At 44.9% G+C, this 20,257-nt stretch carries 20 protein-coding genes; 10 read left to right on the top strand and 10 right to left on the bottom strand.

Going from position 1 to position 20,257, the window contains the following annotated elements:
- Window positions 1-404 precede the first annotated feature (404 nt).
- Both gltS and R7E51_RS06235 read left to right on the top strand, forming a co-directional pair.
- Window positions 405-1,631, top strand: a complete 1,227-nt coding sequence (gene gltS / locus R7E51_RS06240) for a sodium/glutamate symporter (protein WP_025768732.1) — start codon at window positions 405-407, stop codon at window positions 1,629-1,631.
- Window positions 1,632-1,785: 154 nt separating this feature from the next.
- A complete protein-coding gene (locus R7E51_RS06235) occupies window positions 1,786-2,652 on the top strand; it encodes a hypothetical protein (RefSeq protein WP_005374442.1) in 867 nt (288 codons plus the stop codon).
- 90 nt (window positions 2,653-2,742) lie between these two features.
- Here the strand turns inward: R7E51_RS06235 and nagB are convergent, their stop codons facing one another.
- Entirely contained in the window at window positions 2,743-3,543 is an 801-nt protein-coding gene (nagB, locus tag R7E51_RS06230; RefSeq protein ID WP_005374441.1) for a glucosamine-6-phosphate deaminase, read from the bottom strand.
- Window positions 3,544-3,917: 374 nt separating this feature from the next.
- Between nagB and R7E51_RS06225 the strand changes: the two genes are divergently transcribed.
- Window positions 3,918-4,169, top strand: a complete 252-nt coding sequence (locus R7E51_RS06225; protein WP_005374440.1) for a DUF3081 domain-containing protein — start codon at window positions 3,918-3,920, stop codon at window positions 4,167-4,169.
- 151 nt (window positions 4,170-4,320) lie between these two features.
- On the opposite strand, the gene R7E51_RS06220 is transcribed toward R7E51_RS06225, so the two are convergent.
- Window positions 4,321-4,674: a DUF413 domain-containing protein gene (locus R7E51_RS06220; protein WP_005374439.1), complete on the bottom strand. Its 354-nt coding sequence runs from the start codon at window positions 4,672-4,674 to the stop codon at window positions 4,321-4,323.
- Between the two features lie 149 nt (window positions 4,675-4,823).
- Between R7E51_RS06220 and R7E51_RS06215 the strand changes: the two genes are divergently transcribed.
- A complete protein-coding gene (locus R7E51_RS06215) occupies window positions 4,824-5,717 on the top strand; it encodes a LysR family transcriptional regulator (RefSeq protein ID WP_005374436.1) in 894 nt (297 codons plus the stop codon).
- Window positions 5,718-5,798: 81 nt separating this feature from the next.
- Here R7E51_RS06215 and R7E51_RS06210 read toward each other — a convergent pair whose 3' ends face one another.
- The 3 genes from R7E51_RS06210 to R7E51_RS06200 form a co-directional block, all read right to left on the bottom strand.
- Complete coding sequence (locus R7E51_RS06210) at window positions 5,799-6,494, bottom strand: pirin family protein (protein ID WP_017821043.1); 696 nt, start codon at window positions 6,492-6,494, stop codon at window positions 5,799-5,801.
- A 9-nt stretch (window positions 6,495-6,503) separates the two neighbouring features.
- Complete coding sequence (locus R7E51_RS06205) at window positions 6,504-6,947, bottom strand: DoxX family protein (RefSeq protein ID WP_005374434.1); 444 nt, start codon at window positions 6,945-6,947, stop codon at window positions 6,504-6,506.
- Window positions 6,948-7,273: 326 nt separating this feature from the next.
- The gene (locus tag R7E51_RS06200) at window positions 7,274-7,477 is read right to left on the bottom strand and encodes a hypothetical protein (protein ID WP_017633816.1); all 204 of its coding nucleotides are present in this window, start codon (window positions 7,475-7,477) and stop codon (window positions 7,274-7,276) included.
- Between the two features lie 194 nt (window positions 7,478-7,671).
- Here R7E51_RS06200 and R7E51_RS06195 point away from each other — a divergent pair, with 194 nt between their 5' ends.
- From R7E51_RS06195 to R7E51_RS06185, 3 genes are all read left to right on the top strand, one after another.
- The gene (locus R7E51_RS06195; protein ID WP_206957603.1) at window positions 7,672-9,039 is read left to right on the top strand and encodes an AlkA N-terminal domain-containing protein; all 1,368 of its coding nucleotides are present in this window, start codon (window positions 7,672-7,674) and stop codon (window positions 9,037-9,039) included.
- Window positions 9,036-9,518: a methylated-DNA--[protein]-cysteine S-methyltransferase gene (locus R7E51_RS06190; protein WP_005374431.1), complete on the top strand. Its 483-nt coding sequence runs from the start codon at window positions 9,036-9,038 to the stop codon at window positions 9,516-9,518. The genes R7E51_RS06195 and R7E51_RS06190 overlap by 4 nt, the downstream gene beginning before the upstream one ends.
- Before the next feature lie 100 nt (window positions 9,519-9,618).
- Window positions 9,619-10,437: a hypothetical protein gene (locus R7E51_RS06185; protein ID WP_206957602.1), complete on the top strand. Its 819-nt coding sequence runs from the start codon at window positions 9,619-9,621 to the stop codon at window positions 10,435-10,437.
- Between the two features lie 72 nt (window positions 10,438-10,509).
- On the opposite strand, the gene R7E51_RS06180 is transcribed toward R7E51_RS06185, so the two are convergent.
- Complete coding sequence (locus R7E51_RS06180; protein ID WP_005374427.1) at window positions 10,510-11,118, bottom strand: YitT family protein; 609 nt, start codon at window positions 11,116-11,118, stop codon at window positions 10,510-10,512.
- Between the two features lie 201 nt (window positions 11,119-11,319).
- Between R7E51_RS06180 and R7E51_RS06175 the strand changes: the two genes are divergently transcribed.
- Window positions 11,320-11,715 (top strand): GFA family protein, encoded by a 396-nt coding sequence (locus tag R7E51_RS06175; RefSeq protein ID WP_017821038.1) that lies wholly within the window; start codon window positions 11,320-11,322, stop codon window positions 11,713-11,715.
- A gap of 37 nt (window positions 11,716-11,752) precedes the next feature.
- On the opposite strand, the gene nhaD is transcribed toward R7E51_RS06175, so the two are convergent.
- Both nhaD and R7E51_RS06165 read right to left on the bottom strand, forming a co-directional pair.
- On the bottom strand, window positions 11,753-13,183 hold the full coding sequence (nhaD, locus tag R7E51_RS06170) for a sodium:proton antiporter NhaD (protein WP_206957601.1): 1,431 nt from the start codon (window positions 13,181-13,183) through the stop codon (window positions 11,753-11,755).
- Window positions 13,184-13,603: 420 nt separating this feature from the next.
- Entirely contained in the window at window positions 13,604-14,629 is a 1,026-nt protein-coding gene (locus R7E51_RS06165; RefSeq protein ID WP_206957600.1) for an acyltransferase, read from the bottom strand.
- A gap of 250 nt (window positions 14,630-14,879) precedes the next feature.
- Here R7E51_RS06165 and R7E51_RS06160 point away from each other — a divergent pair, with 250 nt between their 5' ends.
- Window positions 14,880-15,470, top strand: a complete 591-nt coding sequence (locus R7E51_RS06160) for a TetR/AcrR family transcriptional regulator (RefSeq protein WP_086047588.1) — start codon at window positions 14,880-14,882, stop codon at window positions 15,468-15,470.
- Between the two features lie 127 nt (window positions 15,471-15,597).
- Complete coding sequence (locus tag R7E51_RS06155; protein ID WP_086047587.1) at window positions 15,598-16,455, top strand: alpha/beta hydrolase; 858 nt, start codon at window positions 15,598-15,600, stop codon at window positions 16,453-16,455.
- Window positions 16,456-16,623: 168 nt separating this feature from the next.
- Here the strand turns inward: R7E51_RS06155 and R7E51_RS06150 are convergent, their stop codons facing one another.
- Both R7E51_RS06150 and R7E51_RS06145 read right to left on the bottom strand, forming a co-directional pair.
- On the bottom strand, window positions 16,624-19,170 hold the full coding sequence (locus R7E51_RS06150) for a glycosyl hydrolase family 18 protein (RefSeq protein ID WP_191116167.1): 2,547 nt from the start codon (window positions 19,168-19,170) through the stop codon (window positions 16,624-16,626).
- A gap of 369 nt (window positions 19,171-19,539) precedes the next feature.
- Window positions 19,540-20,043: a DUF2850 domain-containing protein gene (locus tag R7E51_RS06145; RefSeq protein WP_005374408.1), complete on the bottom strand. Its 504-nt coding sequence runs from the start codon at window positions 20,041-20,043 to the stop codon at window positions 19,540-19,542.
- Window positions 20,044-20,257 lie beyond the last annotated feature (214 nt).

Raw genomic sequence — 20,257 nt, 5'->3', positions numbered from 1 at the left:
TCTTGGTTGAGATGGTGTTATATATATGTATAACACCTAGTGCGTTAGAGAGAAAGTAATAATTTAAAACCTAGTGTATCCGCCTGTCTTATTCGCTCTAAATATCCACCTATGTGGTCGTTGTTTTGAGGTTTTGTTTTATATGGAAATTAATTGCTTCTCATAAGTTGAGAAGTGTTGTTTTTCTCTTCCCATCAATACACTTATCGCCTGTTCTAAATGAATATTCTCACTGAATGATAATTAGCATAATTTTAGGTCTGCCTATTTCTTACTTGATGAGAATCAATGGTCAAAGAGGCCTAGAAAACAAAAGTTTCGAGAGGCAATCTGACTGGCTTAGGCACCTATCTCACGTTGAGCGCGTGCTCAATGAATGAGAAAGAGTAGAGTAAAGAGGTCTCATGAATCAGGTAATATCTATCGGCCCACAGGAGTCGTTCCTCGTCGCAATTTGCGTGTTGTTTTTAGGGCAGTTCATCAATACCAAGTTACCAACCTTAAAAAAATTTAATATTCCAGAGCCAATTGTTGGTGGTCTAGTGGTCGCTTGCGTCATCACGACGATGCACTTAAACGGTGTGGATGTTTCCTTTGATTTACCACTGCAAAACGTCTTTATGCTGATGTTTTTTGCAACCGTTGGCTTAGCGGCAAATTACACCCAACTGATTAAAGGCGGTGCGAAGGTTTTCATCTTCCTAGTTGTGGCATCGGTCTACATTCTTATCCAAAATGCGGTCGGCGTGTCCTTAGCAACAGCGTTGGGGTTAGATCCACTCATGGGGTTGATCGCCGGATCCATTACGCTTTCTGGCGGACATGGAACGGGAGCTGCGTGGTCGCAAACTTTTCAAGAAATGTATGGTTTGCATAATGTTCTAGAGGTGGCAATGGCTTCTGCTACATTTGGCTTGGTGATGGGCGGGATTATTGGCAGCCCTGTTGCACAAAAGCTACTAAACAAACACAACTTGGAATCGGAATACGGACGCACCAATCAAAGTCATCAGAGTTTCCCTGAACTGGTGACGTACAACGAACATGAGGAAGATCGTGTCACAGCGAAAAGAGTCGTTGAAAGCTTGTCCATCATTCTACTTTGCGTGACAGGCGCGAAGTATCTCGAGAGTTGGGTAAGCAGTTTTGACATCAAGTGGTTAATGATTCCCGATTTTGTTTATGCGCTGTTTATTGGTGTTGTTATCACTAACATCATGGAAGTGACGAAGGCGCGCAAGGTTGATTTAGAAACCGTTGATATTCTTGGCACGGTTGCACTATCTCTATTTCTTGCCATGGCCTTGATGAGTTTGAAATTGTGGAATATTTTCGATCTTGCGATCCCATTCCTTATTATTCTTGCTATTCAGTCGGCAGTGTTGGCGATGTTCACTTACTACGTAACATTCCGCATGATGGGAGGCAACTACGATGCGGCGGTGATCGCTAGCGGACACTGCGGTTTTGGGTTAGGTGCTACACCGACTGCGGTCATGAATATGGGTTCCATCGTGAGTCGATATGGTCCATCACCACAAGCATTTATGGTGGTTCCAATTGTCGGTGCATTCTTCATCGACATTGTGAATTTAGTGATTTTGCAAGGATGCATCGCTTTTATTAAATAACATTCGCTTTTTTACCGAAATAACAAAGCCAGCACCTATACGCTGGCTTTGCTATTTGTAACACGAAATCTTGTTTGCCTGACTTCAAGCCGTGAAATCAATGCGTTACTATGACGACATAGTGTTCAATTTTGCAGCAGCATGAGGTACCCACATGTCTGAAAAAATATCGACGTCGGCATTAGCGAAAATGCGCAAGGTAGAAGCTAAGCTGCTGTTTGCCGATCTCAAACGTGCAGGCTACATCGTTCGCCAAGATGAAAAGTGGATTTTGACCGAAGAAGGGGCAAAGTTTGGCGGTGAGTATGTGGATCACCCTAAATTTGGCCAGTTCATCGTCTGGCCGACCAACTTACATATTGAGCTGACTCCCAGCTCAGGGAAAACATTGAGCGCTACACAACTGGGTGAAAAGCTGAAATTGAATGCGAAGCGTATGAACCAGCTTTTGAGTGAACTGGGTTGGTTGACCAAATCCGAAGAGGGATGGAGTGTCACAGAAGCTGGTGTGCGCGCTGGTGGGCAGCAAAGAACCGATAAAGAAACACAAAATACCTTTGTCGTATGGCACGATGTGGTGCTGCGTAACAAGCGTCTTAAGCAGTCTGTCATTGAGTTTTTAGGGCAAGACGCGGAGTCACATTCTACGGATAAATCGTACTCAAGCTTTCGCCAAAAATTTGAAGCCAAGCACCGAACATTAGATGGGCATTACGTACGCTCTAAGGGTGAGTTGCTCATTGACAACTGGCTGTACTTGGCTGGTGTAGTGCACGCTTATGAGCGTCAGCTGCCGATTGACCAAGATGTCACTAGCGATTTTTACTTACCAGGCGGTAAAGTCTATTTGCAATTTTGGGGAAGTGACGATGGGGAGATGGCTCAGGCCGACCGTGAGACCATTCGTACTGTTTATGAGCAGCATCATTTCAATCTTATCGAAGTCGAACCGAGTGAACTAGACAAGTTGGATGAAGTGCTTCCTAAGCGTCTTCGTCAGTTTGGTATTAAAGCTTATTGACGACTTAAGCCCGCTGTTCAGATAAGAAAAAACCCGTGTTCAACACGGGTTTTGTATTTTTAGTGTGTTTCTAGGCTGCCATCCTATGGGTTAAAAGCCTTTGATGTTTTCTGCTTCTAGCTCAGAGAAGTACTTCACTGTCTTCACTTTCAGTTCTTGTTGAGCTGGTTCGTCGCATACGATCACCGCTTTAGGGTGAAGTTGAAGAGCAGAAACTGTCCATAGGTGGTTTACACAACCTTCCACGGCTGCTTCAAGTGCCTGAGCTTTGTTATGACCAGTGACCAAGATCATCACTTCTTCTGAGTCTAGAAGCGTACCAACACCGATAGTCAGCGCGTATTTAGGCACTTGGTTGATATCGCCGTCAAAGAAGCGAGAGTTCGCAATGCGAGTGTCTTCAGTGAGGGTCTTGATGCGAGTACGAGAAGAAAGAGATGACGCTGGCTCGTTGAACGCGATGTGACCGTCGTTACCCACGCCGCCCATGAACAGGTTGATCTTGCCGTAAGACTTAATTTTGTCTTCGTAACGCTTACATTCTGCGTCGTGATCGTCTGTGTTACCGTTCAGTAGGTTGATATTTTCTTCTTGAATATCAATGTGATTAAAGAAGTTGTTGTACATGAACGAGCGGTAAGATTCTGGGTGATCCGCAGGGATGCCAATGTACTCATCCATGTTAAAAGTCACGACGTTTTTGAAGCTGACTTCGCCGGCTTGGTAAAGCTCGATTAGGGCTTTGTAGGTTGCTAGAGGAGTGCCACCAGTTGGTAGACCCAGAACGAATGGACGCTCAGCAGTAGGTTTAAAGTCGTTGATACGCTTAGCGATATGCGCAGCTGCCCACTTACCTACTTGTGCTGCTCGAGTTAACGGGATAAGTCTCATTTTGTGCCCCTAGTTATTGGAATTGACGATGTACTGAAACATTAATTCGCATTATAAAATAAGTAATGGCGAACTGCTATTGTTTTAGGTCAAAATTTTGCTTTTTCTTTAACCAATGTTGGTTTTGTCGACGATTTTTATATCTAAATGCTTTTATAAGACGATTTTTTACAAAGAAATTGCATTATGAAACTGACGAATCAATAGATAAAATTTATGATCTAAATTAAGTTCTGCCTTCGCACTTAACCTTGTTTTTTAACAACCTACAGAGTGCGAAATCGCACACGAACTTCAAATATTATGGGTTAGATATGGCATGGCGCTCATTCTTTAACCATAATTGAAATGTGTAAACCAGTGAGGAATTCGGTATGAAAAATGAGTTAGATCCGAGCAAAGTACTACAGGCTTACGAATGTGTGATGAACAACGGTACACCAACCGAATTTGGTAAAATGTATGAAGGTGTAGAAGCGTTTTCTGACTACGATGGGTACAACGTTTTCTTGAGAGGAAATGGTGTTGAGCTAAAAATTGGCTTCCACAACACCTATCACTTGGAATATGACCAAGAGCATTTGAAAGAGAGCTTTCTGAAAAAGATTGCGACGCTCGCCAAGTAAACGGTCATCACCCAAATATTAAAAAAGCCCTTGGGAGAATGCCCCCTTGGGCTTTAGGAGAAGAAATGAGCTTGTCTTGCTCGCTCAGTAAAGTCAAACGAGCTTTCGCCTACTGCTAGAAAAAGGCGAGAACTAGGTAGGTTATTGGTTATTAATCGTCTTCAACCAAACTCTCTTCAATGTATTCTTCTGTGGCGTCAGGCTTGTTACGACCATTTAGCGTATGGAAGCGCTTGCGACCACGAGCAAGTTGGGTGTACTTTAGCCATGTACGCTCAAGTTTTGTTTTTGCTTTGCCCGGGTTTTCTAACACCTTGATGAAGTGTTTCTCTTCGCTGTTTTCAGGTGTTAATTCGCCTGACTCTAAGCCAAGCATTGTATCCCCATAAATTGTTAGGATTTCCTCTTCTGAAAGAGTAAAATCGCCAGACTTTGCAAAGCCGCGTGGGAATTTTACGTTATCGTAAAAACGTTTTTTGCCATGACGGAATTCAGTGTCAGACATGTCAACAGCCTCTGTAACCGTTATTGATGAATGTAGTGAACTTACGGCGAAAATTAGGCTTAAATCTAACAAAAGAAAAACAAAACTTTTTTGTCGTCATGATTTTAATTAGTTGTTAATCTGGTTTTATATTAACCAGGAGATGGTTTATGGATGTAAAAGTCTTTCGAACATTTTTAGAGCTGGCAAGAGTTCGTCACTTCGGACGTGCTGCTGAGAACCTTTATATTACCCAAGCCGCTGTGAGCGCACGTATCAAACAATTGGAAAGTTACTTCGATACGCAATTGTTTATTCGTGATCGAAATAACATAAAGTTGACCTCTGCAGGTGAGCGCTTAATCAGCTATGCCGAGGTAATGGTCACTACATTGCAACAAGCGAAGCTAGAATTATCGCTTGAAGATGGCAAAGCGCTGCAACTAACGTTAGGTGGCACGCCAAACATTTGGGACGCTTATTTACAGAATTGTTTAAGTGTCGTCACAGATTCGTTTGGTGGTTATGGCTTCATGGCAGAAGTGATGGGACGTGAGATGCTCAGTCGTAGCTTGCTAGAGCGCACGTTAGATATGGCATTTGCGTTCGATCAGATCAAAGCTGATGAGCTTAACTGTAAAAAAGTGGCAGATGTTGTTCTCGTTCTGGTATCAACTGAGAAAGATTCTTTAGACACCGTTTTCGAAAACAAATATGTGTACGTTGACTGGGGGACGCGTTTCTCCTCAGAGCATTCTGAGCGTCACCCTAAGATTCCGGCTCCATATTTACGCACTTCAACAGCGCGTATCGCATTGGACTTTATTTTAGAGAAGGGTGGAGCCGCGTACTTACCAATCTCTCTCGTGGAGCCATTTATCGCTAATGGGCAGCTTCACAAGGTGTCTGGAGTAGAAGATTGGTGTCGCCCTATCTATTTGAGCTATCGTAAAGCTAGCTCGTCTGTAGACGCGATTAAGCAAGTGGAAGAAATTGTCAAAGAGATCGATCCACTGACCGCTTACAGTTTTCAGCAAATTGGTTCTGGCACTTCCGACGAATAGCGTTGAATGAAAAGTCAGAAAAACGAAAAAGCCGCCTTGAGAAATCAAGGCGGCTTTGTTTTTATCTCGATGAATCGATAGTTATGGTAAGTCAAACAACAGGGCTGTTGTGCTTTCGTTTGATGTATTGCGCAAAACAACCTTACTCTGGTGTTCAACCTTCGCGCCGTCGCCAGCCGTCAAAGTGGTATTGTCGACACTAAGGCTCCCAGTCACTTGATGGATGAATAGATTTCGGCCCGACTCAATCTCAAAGTTTAGTTCGCTACTTGGTTCAAGAATTAACTGATGCAAAGTCGCATCTTGCTTAATAAGTAGCGTGCCGTTTTCTCCAGTTGGAGTTGCGATAGTCGTTAACCCAGGATTGCGACCAAAATCTTTTTGCTGATAACCTGGTTTGGTTCCAAATGTGTTCGGTTGAATCCAAATCTGTAGAAACCGCAGCGTATCTTGGTTCGATGCATTGTACTCACTGTGGTAAATCCCTTTCCCTGCCGACATGAGTTGGAATTCACCTGCAGGTAGTGTTTTGACGTTACCTTCACTGTCTTTGTGTGCGATAACACCTTCCAACACATAGCTGATGATCTCCATATCACGGTGGCCATGTGTATCAAAACCCGCGCCAGGCTTGACTACATCGTCATTAATGACTCTCAGCTCAGAAAAGCCCATATGTTGAGGATCGTAGTAGCTACCAAAAGAAAACGTATGTTTGCTATCAAGCCAGCCAAAGTTTGCTCGACCTCGGTCTGCTGCATGTCTTACCGTAATCATAAGGCCTCCTTAAGAGAGCTTTTTGTTTAAAAAGTTATCTAACGCTGCTTTACCTGCGCCAGAGAACGCCAGAGAAACGCTCGCTGCCAGTAATGCCAAGCCAAACTCGTAACCGTTGTTTGCCATGAACAGGCCATTCTCAAAGTGGACAGAGAATATCGCTACCACCATCGTGAACGCCAAAGCAACCGCTGCTGGTCGAGTTAGCAGACCAAGTAAAATGAACAAGCCGCCAAAGAACTCTGCGCTGCCCGCAAGTAACGCCATGAGTACGCCAGGACCTAAACCGATAGATGCCATCCACTGACCTGTGCCTTCTAGGCCGTAGCCACCAAACCAGCCAAATAGTTTTTGTGCGCCGTGCGCCATAAAGATAATGCCGATTGGAACGCGAAGTGATAGTGCGCTGTAACCTGCGTTTGATGTGGTAATTTTCTGTAATAGTGCTTTCATGATTCTGTCCTCTGACTCTTTTCAATGAGTGGGAAGCGTGTGCTCCCGTGCTGTTGAGAACAGTTTAGGTAGAGGCGAGCATAAAAATAACGGGAGGATTTTGATAAACTCGTTCTAAAAAATTGAATGATTGGTTTTTATTTATTTAAATCAATGTCTTGATTTTTATATTCGGGTGTTTATTTGCCGATTATTGTCTGTTTTAAATCAAGGTCTGTCATTATTTTCGATAAACATTTTTGCTGTTAAACAAAAAAAAGAGCACATGTACTGTGCTCTATTGCTTTCGCTTTTAACAAGGGAGAAAGGTGTGTTAAAGAAAACCGTCAGAGGTTCATTAAGCTCTCTAATGACTCCTCTACATTGTTGTAGTGATAAGTTCGAATATTACGTCCATCCGTCGCATTAATCTGAATTTCTGAGATCTCGTTATCTGAGTCTCTTTCGATAATTCCAATAGAATGATCTACGGATTTACTGGTAATAACCTTTTGGTTTCTTAATACAATTACGCAAGTATGTAAGTCCATGCCAATTCCCTTTAGCCGACGTTGTTGTGATGTTCTGGATCTAACTTTAGTGTACAAAAGCGCTAATGCCAATAAATCTCAATATTGAGTTCCGAAAGTGGCTAATTGTGGGCGCTTAAGCAAGCTACAATAACACTATATTGAACGATGCCTATGAACAATAAATGACAAAAGGCATGAGCAAGGAAAGCACTATGTTTATTCACCCCTATACCTCACTGACCTTCGAGCAGTGTCACAAGGCGCGAGTCGCGCGAGACAGTCGTTTTGATGGGCGATTTTATGTGGCGGTAAAAACAACGGGAATCTTTTGTCGTCCGATTTGCCCGGCAAATTTGCCTAAAGAAGAAAATGTTGAGTATTTCGCTGATAAGACGCAAGCCCTTCAAGCAGGGTACCGTCCGTGTTTACGCTGTCGACCTGACAGCGCGCCTGGATCTTGGGCATGGAAAGGTGTCGAGACGACCTTTCAACGAGCGATTTCGTTAATTGATAGAGGGGAGTTGCATCACCATTCGGTGTCTGAGTTGGCTGAGCGTGTTGGGATTTCTGACCGTTACTTACGTATGTTGTTTGAGCAGTATCTAGGTATGTCACCCAAGCAGTATGCGCAATATCAGCAACTAATGTTCGCCAAACAGTTGCTTCACTCCAGCTCTATGTCGGTCACCGACGTGGGGTTTGCGTCAGGTTTTAACAGTACGCGCCGCTTTAACGATGCTTTTCAAAAGTTTCTCAAACTAACGCCTTCTCAAGTACGCCGTAAAGAGTTTGATGGTGCGGGTTGCAATCGAATTGCCTTACCTTATCGAGGTGAGTTGAATTGGTCGCACATGTTGGACTTCTATCGTTTACGAGCGGTTGAGGGGGTCGAGCAGGTGAGGGATGAGAGTTATCAGCGCAACGTTTTTTTGGATAACAGCAAAGCCTGGTTTAAAGCGACAAAAGGTGAAGGATACTTAGAACTGGCGTTTGAAATTGAAGACGTAACGAAGCTGCAAAACTTGGTGTCTGACATTCGTCGTATGTTCGATCTTGACGCTGATATTTGTACTGTTGAGCAGCATTTGGAGTATGTCGCGCCTGGGCTCGTGTCGAGTAAAGGTATTCGTATTCCTGGTGTATGGAATGCATGGGAAGCAGGGGTTAGAGCGATTTTAGGCCAGCAGGTGTCGGTTAAAGCTGCGATTGGTCAACTTAACTTATTGGTGGCCACACTTAGTGGAGAGTCAGAAAAACGTTTTTTCCCGACTCCCAGTGATATTGCGAACGCCGACGTGAGCTTTTTGCGCATGCCGCAAAGCCGTAAAGAGACGCTAGTGCGCTTCGCCCAGTTTATGCAGGACAACTCAGAAGCTGACCCCCAGCACTGGCTAGCTTTGAAAGGCATTGGACCTTGGACCGTCAGTTATGCTCAACTGCGAGGGCAATCTCAACCCGATTGCTTTCTAGATAAAGACTTAGTGGTGAAAAAGGCGATGCAGCGTTACCCATCACTGAATACGCACACTGCGGCCCCTTGGGGAAGCTACGCGACGTTTCACTTATGGAATCAATCATGAAAACATTTTATACCGAAATGCCGAGTCCACTAGGAACGGTGACTATCCAATCGAACGCTGAGGGCTTACTTGGCATTTGGTTTGAAACATGCACCACTAAGCCGAGTGAGCTGGGGGTGCGAGACGAGCAGCATCCGGTCTTGCGCCAAGCTGTCACCCAACTGGATGAATACTTTGCTGGTCTGCGCAACGAATTCGACTTGCCCCTTGCAGCGACAGGCACTGATTTTCAAAATCAAGTTTGGCAGGCACTAACGACCATTCCATATGGGGAAACGTGGAGCTATCAAGATCTCGCGAATGCGATAGGTAACCCTAAAGCTGTGCGTGCTGTTGGGTTAGCAAATGGGAAGAATCCGATTTCTATCGTGGTGCCTTGTCATCGCGTTATTGGCAAAAGCGGAAAACTGACTGGGTATGCAGGTGGAGTGGAGCGCAAGCAACGTTTGCTCGCGTTGGAGCAAGGTACACCGCTTTAAGTGAGGCGATTCTCATATTGGGATTAAGCGTGCTACACAGGGGGAACGATAGTGTAGAGTTTCATATTCGTTATACGAACAGAAAAAGGACAATAAGGACATGCCTTTCAAAACGGATTTTGATGCCTTCATGAGTGAGTGTTGGCAGCATCACGAGGAAAATCCCGAACAAATTTATGCTCAGTTAGAAACGGCTCTGAGCGAGGTGGAAGATGTTACCCAAATCGAGCGAATATTCGCATTGATGCTGCATACCGCTATTGGGCATCTCCAGTGCCCAGAACAGTTTCTTACTTGTTTAGAGCACTTTGATGAACGCAAGGTTGCCGAGAGTTTGGCATTTCAACGCAGTATTGCCGTTGCGCGCTATTTCGTAGATGGCACTGACAATATGGAATTATTGGAAGAGCAAGAGCAACGCCGAGTTTACGCTTTGATTTCGAATGAACTTTCTGCACTTGTTCAGCTTGAACTGGCGAGTCAATGGTTGGTGAAGGCAGCGTTAGGAATGACGCCGAACGATGCAGAAGGGCCATTAGCGCGCGCTATCGCGATCACTGCAAACAACTTAGCATGTCAGTACGAAGCGCTGGCTGAGCGCACGTGCATGGAAAAATCGAAGATGTTAGAAGCAGCAACACTCGCGCTAGACTATTGGAAAGTGGCAGGGGGTTGGATGCAAGAAGAGCGCGCAGAGTATCGCTTAACGATGAGCTTGCTTAAAGCGGATAAACCGCAAGAAGCCAAAGTGCATGCTGAGCGCTGTGAGGCTATTTGTCAGCAAAATGGTAGCGACGCGTTTGAGCTGTTCCACGCACATGACTTGTTGATGCAAGTACACTTCCATCTTAGCCAGAAATATAAAGCTAAATTGGATGAAGAGATGCAGCAGCACTGCAAAACGAGCTCGTTGACGTGATCTTAGCGTTGAATGAAAAAAGCCCCGAGCGACTGGTTGGGGGCTTTAGGGTTGTTGACTATGCAGCGATGATTATGCTGCTTGCGCTTTTGCTTGGTATCGTCCTGGTTTATGGTTCATCGCCAAAATCAAGTTTGTTGCGATGGCACCTAGAACAGATAGAGCGATAAGGTGCACATCTACAATGAACAGTGACATCACCACGATGGCACAATCTAACGCCATTTGAACTTTACCCGCTCGAACTCCAAAACGTTCCTGAAGGTACAACGCAAGAATGTTAAAGCCACCCAAACTCATTTTGTGACGGAAAATTACCAACATACCGATTCCAATCAGCCCACCACCCAAAAGTGCCGCATAGAAAGGTTCGATTCGTGAAATCTCAATCACATGATGCAGATGATCGACCGCAAAAGAGACAATCGAAACCGCAATAAAGGTATTGATAGTGAAGCGCCAACCCATGCGCATCACAGATAAAATATAAAAAGGGAGGTTAAGAGCGAAAAATATCTGACCAAAACTGAAGTCACTCACTTTGGTTAGGAAGATCGCCAAACCAGCCGTACCACCAGTGAGCAATCCTACTTTGCTAAAAAATATCACCCCAAGTGACACCAACGCACTGCCGAGCGTCAGAGCCAAGAGGTTCTCTCTTAGGCTATGATCTTTGTCCATAAATTAATTTCCTTGGTTTAAAAACCGCGCCGGAGACAACACGTCTCACGGACGCGATAGACAGTCGCCAAAATAGCAACTAACAAATCGGCCAATAAAATGTCGCGAAAAGTGATGGATGTCGAGTTTTTGGACGAGATTATGATGATATTAACCTGTTTAACATAATGTACACAGATAGAAAAACAACAAGGAAAAGTTATGATTAAGAAAGTTGGCAACACCCAAATCAACACATTACATCGACTGAGTTGTCACTGTGGAAAAGTTGAGTTGGAACTGGCGTTACCCAATGGTATTGAGAAACCGAGACGGTGTGACTGTTCTATGTGTCGACGTCGTGGCGCGATTGTCGCGTCTGTACCTTTGAACGGTATTCGTATTGTGCAAGGCGAAGACGTCTTGAAGCAGTATCAATTTAATACACACACTGCGAAGCACTTTTTCTGTGGCGAGTGCGGAATTTATACGCACCATCAGCGTCGTTCTGACCCGAGTGAGTATGGCTATAATGTCGGCTGCTTAGAGGGCGTCAACCCATATGAGTTGGGAGCGATTGAAGTGATGGATGGCGTTAACCATCCATCCGACCGCTAGGTTGTGTTGCAAGTTAAGCACCTGATTGTCGGTGCTTTTAAGTAAATAAACCGCTATTCATCCACAAGTGTACCGCAATACTGGCGGCATAACCCAAGGCGATGACGGGAGCCCACTTTAAGTGGCCAAAGAAGGTGTATTGCCCACGCGCGGCTCCCATTAAAGCGACGCCTGCCGCGGATCCGATGGAAAGCAAACTGCCCCCGACACCTGCGGTTAATGTGACCAGTAGCCAGTTGCCCATCGACATGTTTGGTTCCATGGTCAGTACAGCAAACATAACCGGAATGTTATCGACGATTGCAGATAGGACACCAACCATTACGTTTGCCCAGACTGGGTTCCATTGCGTGTACATGACGTTTGAAACCAGTTCGAGGTAGCCAAGTAAACTTAAACCGCCAACACACATCACAACACCATAGAAGAACAACAAGGTGTCCCATTCGGCTCGAGACACACGATGAAACACATCAAACGGAACCACTGAGCCTAAGCGCTTCAATGCCTGATCATCGCCATTGGCAATTGCCATAGCTGCTTTTTTTGCGAGTGAGTGTTTGAGAGTTTGGCGCAAAAAATATCCGAAAAACTGTAAGTACGCCAAGCCCATCATCATGCCCATAACGGGTGGGAAGTGCAGCACAGCATGGAAAGAGACCGCAGTGGCAATAGTCAGAATGAATAATGCGACAATACGCCTTGCCCCGCGTTTTAGCTCAACGTGTTGGTGAATCGTATTCGGTTTTGTGTTTGGAACAAACAGTGACATCAAAAACGCGGGAACCAAGTAGTTCACCAATGACGGTACAAACAACGGAATGAACTCAGCAAAGCTGACATGACCGGCTTGCCACACCATCAGGGTTGTAATATCCCCAAATGGGCTGAATGCACCGCCAGCGTTGGCTGCGATAACAATGTTGATACAAGCAAGATTGACGAACTTAGGATTATCACCAGAGACTTTCATCACTACAGCGCACATCAATAGGGCCGTAGTTAAGTTATCGGCAATCGGTGAAATGACAAAAGCGAGAAACCCCGTCAGCCAGAACAACTTTTTGAATCCAAAACCTTTACCGACCATCCACGCTTGTAAGGCGTCGAAGAGTTTGCGTTCTTCCATTGCGTTGATGTAGGTCATCGCCACGAGCAAAAACAGCAGCAACTCGGCATATTCCAACAAGTTGTGTTCTAGTGCGGATTTGGCGATTTCAGGCTGGTTGTGTTGAGCAAAGGTGTAGCCAATCAGAATCCAAATTAATCCTGCAGCGAGCAGCACTGGCTTGGATTTTCTCATTTTCAGATACTCTTCCAACATAACCAGTATGTAAGCGATCGAAAAGATAATCAGAGCCGCGTAACCGACACCAGAATTAACAAGGTTCAGTTCATTGGTTGATGCAGCAAAGGTGGCGCTAGAGAACAACAAACAGCAGAAAGCCACAATTGGATAGATTGGCATAGACATTTCTCCTTTGTCTGGTTGGAGAAATATTAGCCACAAATGAATGAGTTAGTTGTGAGAGAGCTCGAATTAACAGTAGGAGTTAGGAAATGATAGTGTGCGCCACTATTTTCTGAGTGACGCAATGCTTGCTGCGCCGAATAAAACCGCAGCGGCATATAAACCGTAAGTTAACCAGTGACTAATCTCTAAAAAAGGAACGAGTCCTTGACCTACCCACATACAGCCTCCGTTTAATGAGCAATGTTGTAATAGTCGAGCCAATTTAAAGGAAATGAACAATGTTTTTTGTGAGTGAAAGCAAATTCTGAAGGATTAGAAAGTCAAAAATGGGTCAGTGAGAGAGAAATCTCATTTTTAACTGGCTAGCTCTAACCCTTTTGAGTTAAAGCTAGCTATATCTAGAGCTGAATGCATTTAGCGTAGGAGCCATTTTTTCAACGGTGAAGTGTCAATTGCTTTCACAAGCAGTATGGTTGCAACAATCGTTGCAGGATAAATAAACACATCTTTCGCGAGGTGTTGCAGCCCGATAAATCCAGCGACATTCATCATGACAATTATGATAAGCAGATGGCTAACATATATCCCTAACACGCTAGGAGATAGTTTGAAGATCCAAGGCATGTCGCCAAAATGAGGGTGAGCCAAAAGCCACATAAAGACACCTACAGCCCAGATAACGGTACCGAATAGGAAGTCGTGCGAGTTGAAAGCGATGTCATGTTGCATCAGCCAGTAAGCTTCACCAAAATGCAGTGCCATGCCAAGAATAATGCATCGAACCGTATTGTTTCGCGACCACCGCCACTGCGCTTCTCGTGCGAAATAACCCAGAACAACGAGCAACGTGCTGAAAAAAGGCCCATTACGAGTAAAGAAAGGCGCTGGCAGGTCGGTAATGGTCACGTAACTGCCAGCAAAGACCCCGTATATGTATAGCAATACTGCAGTTGGCAGTATCAGTTGCACCATATTGATATGCACGAGAAAGGCAATTAACGCTACGGCAATGACCAGAGCCGGAATAAACCACAGATGAACGAGTCCGCCTTCGATGAGTGAATTGATCGGGGGTGACATTAAGTACCCCCAATAACCTTGCCTTTCGGCGAGATACCCAGCCTCAGCGACCGTCTGCCATTGGAATGGCATCAGTAAACTGATCATGCTCCAAATGAGCCAAACCTTCATTAACGGTTTGGCGTAGTTCTTAAGAGTATCGATAGGTGAATGACTCAACTTCGGCTGGATTAGATAACCCGAGATGAGAAAGAATAGCGGAACAGCAAAACGAGCCAGTTGGTTGAGCATATAGCCAACCCATGGTATCCCATTCCACTGCCAGTACGTCAGTGCCATCTGGCAATGCAAACCCACAATCGCAAGCATCGCAATGATACGTGCAAACTCTAAGCTGGCTATTTTTTGTTTCTTTGCCATTACATTGTTTACCTAAATAAAAAACTTAGGTGAAAATAGCAGGTTGTTGTTGAAGTAATACGTGAAAAAGTCAACAGACTTGCGCTTACATTGAAGCTGTTTCGAAAATTAAGACTTACTTCAAACTTCTTAATTATTAACCTATTAACGCAATCAATACCTGATTCGTGAGTCGAAAATAGCACTGAATAATGGTTAGACCAGTTAACTCTAGATTGCAAAAAAGAACGATCGTGCTAAAAATAAGATTATGCAAAAAGGAAAAGTGACAAAAGAGTTTATTCTGCAGCGGGCTTTTGAGATCGCCAGCGAAGACGGATTAGAAAGTCTTACGATTGGAGAGTTAGCCAAGCAATGCGGTATGTCGAAAAGTGGTCTGTTTGCCCACTTTAATTCGAAGTTGAATTTACAGCTATCGGTGCTTGATCACGCCAATAAAGTGTTCGCTGATCGGGTTATTGAGCCTGCTCGAGAACTCGGGGATGGCAATATCGAGCGTAAAATTCGAGGGTTGCTCGACTCTTGGATGACTTGGAATCACGCATTCCAAGGAAGTTGTATGTTTCTTGACGCTTGGAATGATACGGCAGATAAAGATTGCCCGCTTCAGGCCGGACTGCGTAAATCCATAGACACTTGGCTGAGTTATTTGGAGATCCAAATAGCGAAAGGCAAAGAGAAGCAAGAATTTGCAGCAGACTTAGATACACGCCAAGCAACGTTTGATTTGTACGGTCTCTATTTGAGTGCGCATGTTTTTTACTCAATTAAAGGTGAGCAAGAAAGCTTGCGTCTGTTTTGGCAAGGGATCGACAACTTATTTTCTCGCTGGAAAGACTAATATCGGTTAATCGCTTCCCAGATTCGTAGACATAAAATCACAAGAGCGGCTGAGTTCGCTCTTTCTTATCAGCATAAAAAGCACGACCGTTCTATTTTGTGCAAAGCTGATAGTTAAGGACATGATTATGAGTGAAAAAATTTACTTTAATACATCGCAACGTTTCAGTATTAAGCGCAGTTTGGTGAACATTAGTACTCGGTTACACCATACACTGGCCCCGTCACATGCAAAGAAGACCGCGCGCAAGCTTCTTCTGACACCTGCTCGTACGCAACCTAAAAATATTGAACCTCAAGGGCTTATCAAAGGTGAAATTAAAGGGCATGCAGGCATCATCAAAACCTATACTTTGGGCTCTGGACCTATTTGGGTGCTAACTCATGGTTGGTCTGGAACGGCAAGTCAGTTTTATCCACTGATGGAACATATTGCGTCGAAAGGGTTTACTGCTTTGGCGTACGATCATCCGGCACATGGTGAGAGTGAGGGGCAGTATGGGCACATTCCGGGGTTTGTCAGAGGATTAGAAGATGTGTTGGATACGGTCGAGGATATTGTTGGCCTAGTTGGGCACAGCATGGGCACCGCTTCTGCTCTTGAGTGTAGGCACAGTAAATTAGAAAACAAGCCTTTGCTGCTTATTGCTCCGGTATTAAATTACGTAGAGAACTTATTCGGTAGCATTGCACGCTCCGGTTACTCGATGAAGCTTTTTAATGCTGTGGTTTCAGAAGTTGAAGACCAATTTGGTTATCCGTTACAGTCCATTGATCCGATGAAGCGTTTGTCTGAGCGTCCGTCTCACACCATTATTATTCACGATGAGCAAGACAAGTTCACCAAATACAGTGTCTCGGCAAAAGCGGCTGAAGAGATTAAAAACGTTGAGTTAGTGACAACACAAGGTCAGGGGCATGGTCGAGTGATGAAGTGTGGGCAAGTCTTCAGTAGTTTTGACCGTTTGCTCGATAGTGCTTGGTAACCCTTACTTTTACTGATTGACTCGCTCCGTTTTGCGCTAATTCGATTTGAAAGTAACACCTCAGATTTTTTCGTCTCTGGTGTTGCTCTCCTCGTTAAGAGGTTAAATCCAAAAAGGACAGCCGAAGCTGTCCTTTGTTTATTTAGCAGAACGTCTGCAAGGCTGAAATTAGTTACAGTTAGCTACGCCAACTTCTTTCCAAACGCCCCATTCGCCAGATTGGCTAGGATCGTCACCCTGAGTCCACCATTTCGCTTCCCACGTTTTACCTGCGTGAGTCACTTGGTTACCACCTGTGTACACTGCGCTCGCATCCCATGCGTTGTCACAAGTACCAGGGTTCGGATCGGTTGTGTGCTGTGCAACAACCACTGTCGCGCTTGCCGATGAAGAAGCTTTACCGTCGCTCACACTTACAGTGAAGCTTAAGCTTGTGTCTTGCGGGTATTCCGCAGCAGTGAACGTGACTTTAGAGCCTTCAACCGTTGCATTCAGACCTTGAGGTAGAGTCCAGTTGAATGTCAGGGTATCGTTGTCTGCATCGCTAGACGCAGCTGCATCTACAACCACAACGTCACCAGCGTTTGCTGTTGCTGGAGCAACAACTTGCGCTACTGGTGCGTTGTTCACTGGGTCAACAACACCTGCTGGTTTCACTGTTACTACAACGAGGTCAGATGCCGTTGCACCTTCGTTATCAGTCACCGTCAGCTTGAAAGTTAATTGCTCTTCAACAGTAACTTCTGCTGCATCAAAGCTTGCTTTCGCTGTGTTTGCACCTGTTAGTACCACTGCTGTGCCAGATACTTGTTCCCAAGCGTAGCTTGCGATGGTGCCGTCAGAGTCTTTTGACAGGCTGCCATCTAGAACCACATTTGCAGGACCTGTTACCGATTGATCTGCGCCAGCTGCGGCTGTTGGTTTACGGTTTGGTTGAGGAACCACACCACCAGCCATACCTTCGTGCATCGCGTTTAGAATGTCACCGTTATCCGCGTCAATTTCCCAAGAGAATAGACCAGCAAGACCAAGAGACTTCGCGTAGCTACCTTTTGCTAGCACTGAACGGTGGTCATCAAATGTGATCAACTCGCCCGTAGTACGGTTCCATACCCATGGTGCTTCTGCTTGTGCATCGTAGCCGTACTCGAAGCCGTTAATACCAGTGTTGTTTGCACCTAGCATGAATGACTTAATGCCTTTGTAGTCAATTACGCCATCTTCCCAAACACCTTGCGCTGTGCTGCCCTTCAGTTTACCTGTAGCAGTACCTGTCATTGGGTCGTTTGGATCGGTTAGCGTATCTGGAGTTACGCCTTCCCAGCCACGACCGTACATTGCTGTACCAAGTACTAGCTTGTTCGCAGGAACGCCTTGAGCAAGAAGAAGTTGGATGCCGTTATCTGCTGTGTAAGCAGGACCTTTGTACGGTTCGCCGTTCTCATCAACGCCACTACCGTCACACTGACCAGGACGCATGAATGAACCACAGTAAAGCGCAGTCTGGTGACCAGGAACGTTGTTCCAGCCGCCGTAGAAGTCGTAAGTCATTGCGAAGATGTAATCCATGTACTGAACCGCATCTGCGTAGTCTACGTCTTCAATCTTGTCGTAACCGACACCGATAGCGGACGTTAGCTCGTAAGTACGGCCTGTCTCAGCTTCTAATTCATCAAGCATTACGCGCAGTTCACGCATCAGTGCGATGTATGCTGGGCCATCGTTTACAGGGTCGCCCTTATCGGCTGCTGCACCGCCGCCGCCAGGGAATTCCCAGTCGATATCAACACCATCGTAGAATTTCCAAGTTTTCAGGAACTTCTTAACTGATGCGACGAATGTGTCTCGGTTTTTCTTGTCCACGAAATCGAAGAATGGGTCAGACAGTGTCCAACCACCGATCGATGGGATGATTTTTAGATCAGGGTTACGTTGTTTCAATGCCATTAGCATTGCGTAGTTACCCTTGATAGGCGTGCTGTATTCATGACCAGCTTGTGGGAAGCTCTTCTGATAAGCAGCCCAAGGGTCATGGATAACGACTTCATAATCAGGCACACCTGTACAAGCAGTTTGTAGCGCGTTGAAACTGTTGCCGCCAACAGACTTCACAGACTCATTTGGGCCACAAATTGGGATAAAACCGTAAAGGATGTGAGTCAAGTTGTCGACCGGCATATTATCGACTGTGTAGTCACGGCCATAGATGCCCCATTCAACAAAATACGTACCCATCACGACGCTTGGATCGGTATTGTAGGTTTTGTTGTTTGGATCAACATTCATCGTTAGTGGCTTCAGGTGAGAACCATCGGTATCTGCAATTGTGATTTCAGCTGGTGCGCTTTTCGCACAACCTGTCGCATCACATGCTTCGATTTCCATTTGGTATAAGCCACCTTGGCCGTATTCAAACGAAGCTGTCGTTTGGCTACCAGTGATAGGGCCGCTTGCTACTTTTACACCATCAAAATAGACGTTGTAAGTGTCACCAGGTGTGCCACTCCACTGGTTAAATTTAACAGTAATCTTCGCTTGCTCATGGTATTTCACCATGTCGTAGTAGCCTGACGTGGTTTCCATCGCGAGTTCAATTTTAGAAAACTGAAGGTTGTTGGAACCGTACATATCGATACTTGGTGCGGTTGGAGCCGCAACTGCAGCGCCTGATAGCGCTAAAGCAACTCCAGCTGCACATAGGTTAAATCGAATCATAACTTCTCTCTCAATCCTTGGATTCATGTTCTACCTAGAACATAGGCTGCTCTTGCACCAGATAAGATGATTGGATTTACTCCACGTGCAAAAGCATCACACTCAGCATTTCAGAGAGTTTTTTTTCGTCAAAAAAAATTAAGACGGTTTTCGAGGCACTTGAGAGAACTTAACTAAAACTCGCACTCTGTTACACAGAAAGTGTCAGACTGAGTCAATAATTTATAAAATCTCAGCAGAAACTAAAATTATTGTTTACTCAGTAACGAGTTAGTTAAATGCGATGAAGGCCTTATTTTGTTGTTTATTAAGGTTTTGTTTCATTGATATAGAAAGAGAATTGAAAGGAAAAATAGCCGTGAAGACGTATTAGTCACGGCTGAAGTGTTCACTCAACGCGGCGCGACGTTTAGAGGCTGCACCGGTTTCTGAGCCCTGAACGGTATGCTCAAATCCTTTACGAATGAATCGCTGATCTGGAATAAGAGGCTCAATACGGCGTATTTGAGGTGAAAGATGAGAGCCCGAGATCTGATACGCTGTCTTTCCTAATCCGGTATTCAACGTGATGACCTTGCCATCGAATTCAAATTCCGTCGTAATAAGTCGATGGTTTCGGTATACCCCATCTTCAGTGAAAACGAGACGTTCTGTTTGGTAGGGTGGCGCGCCAATCTCAATCCATTCGCCGTACACCTTTTCCGGATCAATGTGGTCTTGATAGGAGAGGTGGATTTGATAGCCAAAAAACGTCAACAGACCCATCCCGAAGCAGACAAATGTACTCTTGAGGATTTTGGATTGGTGGCGAGCCAAAAATGAAAGTTTTGGTTCTTGTCGTGCTTTTCGCCTTCGGCGAGTCGAGTCCGTCATAGATCTAATTTTCTCCACTTTTTTAACATGGTGGAAACCTTCCTTTTTAAAAACAAACAATCCCGCCATTGAGACGACGAAACTATGATCTAATGTCCACTTTTACATTCAGATACACATCTTATTGATGGTTTTGTTGTTTGCTCACATTCATTACTTCGCAGGTTTTCTTGCTCGGTTTAGGTCGCCTGATTAATCCTCGCGAAAAAAGGTT

Origin of the sequence: Vibrio sp. Vb1166 (genome assembly GCF_033338695.1) — a bacterium.
Taxonomy (GTDB): domain Bacteria; phylum Pseudomonadota; class Gammaproteobacteria; order Enterobacterales; family Vibrionaceae; genus Vibrio; species Vibrio alginolyticus.
The sequence above is the reverse complement of the archived record's forward strand: the minus strand, read 5'-3'. Positions and strand labels throughout refer to the sequence as shown.

Coding starts and splice junctions, on each gene's coding strand:
- gltS (WP_025768732.1), top strand. CDS start 405: ATGAATCAGGTAATATCTATCGGCCCACAGGAGTCGTTCCTCGTCGCA.
- R7E51_RS06235 (WP_005374442.1), top strand. CDS start 1,786: ATGTCTGAAAAAATATCGACGTCGGCATTAGCGAAAATGCGCAAGGTA.
- nagB (WP_005374441.1), bottom strand. CDS start 3,543: ATGAGACTTATCCCGTTAACTCGAGCAGCACAAGTAGGTAAGTGGGCA.
- R7E51_RS06225 (WP_005374440.1), top strand. CDS start 3,918: ATGAAAAATGAGTTAGATCCGAGCAAAGTACTACAGGCTTACGAATGT.
- R7E51_RS06220 (WP_005374439.1), bottom strand. CDS start 4,674: ATGTCTGACACTGAATTCCGTCATGGCAAAAAACGTTTTTACGATAAC.
- R7E51_RS06215 (WP_005374436.1), top strand. CDS start 4,824: ATGGATGTAAAAGTCTTTCGAACATTTTTAGAGCTGGCAAGAGTTCGT.
- R7E51_RS06210 (WP_017821043.1), bottom strand. CDS start 6,494: ATGATTACGGTAAGACATGCAGCAGACCGAGGTCGAGCAAACTTTGGC.
- R7E51_RS06205 (WP_005374434.1), bottom strand. CDS start 6,947: ATGAAAGCACTATTACAGAAAATTACCACATCAAACGCAGGTTACAGC.
- R7E51_RS06200 (WP_017633816.1), bottom strand. CDS start 7,477: ATGGACTTACATACTTGCGTAATTGTATTAAGAAACCAAAAGGTTATT.
- R7E51_RS06195 (WP_206957603.1), top strand. CDS start 7,672: ATGTTTATTCACCCCTATACCTCACTGACCTTCGAGCAGTGTCACAAG.
- R7E51_RS06190 (WP_005374431.1), top strand. CDS start 9,036: ATGAAAACATTTTATACCGAAATGCCGAGTCCACTAGGAACGGTGACT.
- R7E51_RS06185 (WP_206957602.1), top strand. CDS start 9,619: ATGCCTTTCAAAACGGATTTTGATGCCTTCATGAGTGAGTGTTGGCAG.
- R7E51_RS06180 (WP_005374427.1), bottom strand. CDS start 11,118: ATGGACAAAGATCATAGCCTAAGAGAGAACCTCTTGGCTCTGACGCTC.
- R7E51_RS06175 (WP_017821038.1), top strand. CDS start 11,320: ATGATTAAGAAAGTTGGCAACACCCAAATCAACACATTACATCGACTG.
- nhaD (WP_206957601.1), bottom strand. CDS start 13,183: ATGCCAATCTATCCAATTGTGGCTTTCTGCTGTTTGTTGTTCTCTAGC.
- R7E51_RS06165 (WP_206957600.1), bottom strand. CDS start 14,629: ATGGCAAAGAAACAAAAAATAGCCAGCTTAGAGTTTGCACGTATCATT.
- R7E51_RS06160 (WP_086047588.1), top strand. CDS start 14,880: ATGCAAAAAGGAAAAGTGACAAAAGAGTTTATTCTGCAGCGGGCTTTT.
- R7E51_RS06155 (WP_086047587.1), top strand. CDS start 15,598: ATGAGTGAAAAAATTTACTTTAATACATCGCAACGTTTCAGTATTAAG.
- R7E51_RS06150 (WP_191116167.1), bottom strand. CDS start 19,170: ATGATTCGATTTAACCTATGTGCAGCTGGAGTTGCTTTAGCGCTATCA.
- R7E51_RS06145 (WP_005374408.1), bottom strand. CDS start 20,043: ATGACGGACTCGACTCGCCGAAGGCGAAAAGCACGACAAGAACCAAAA.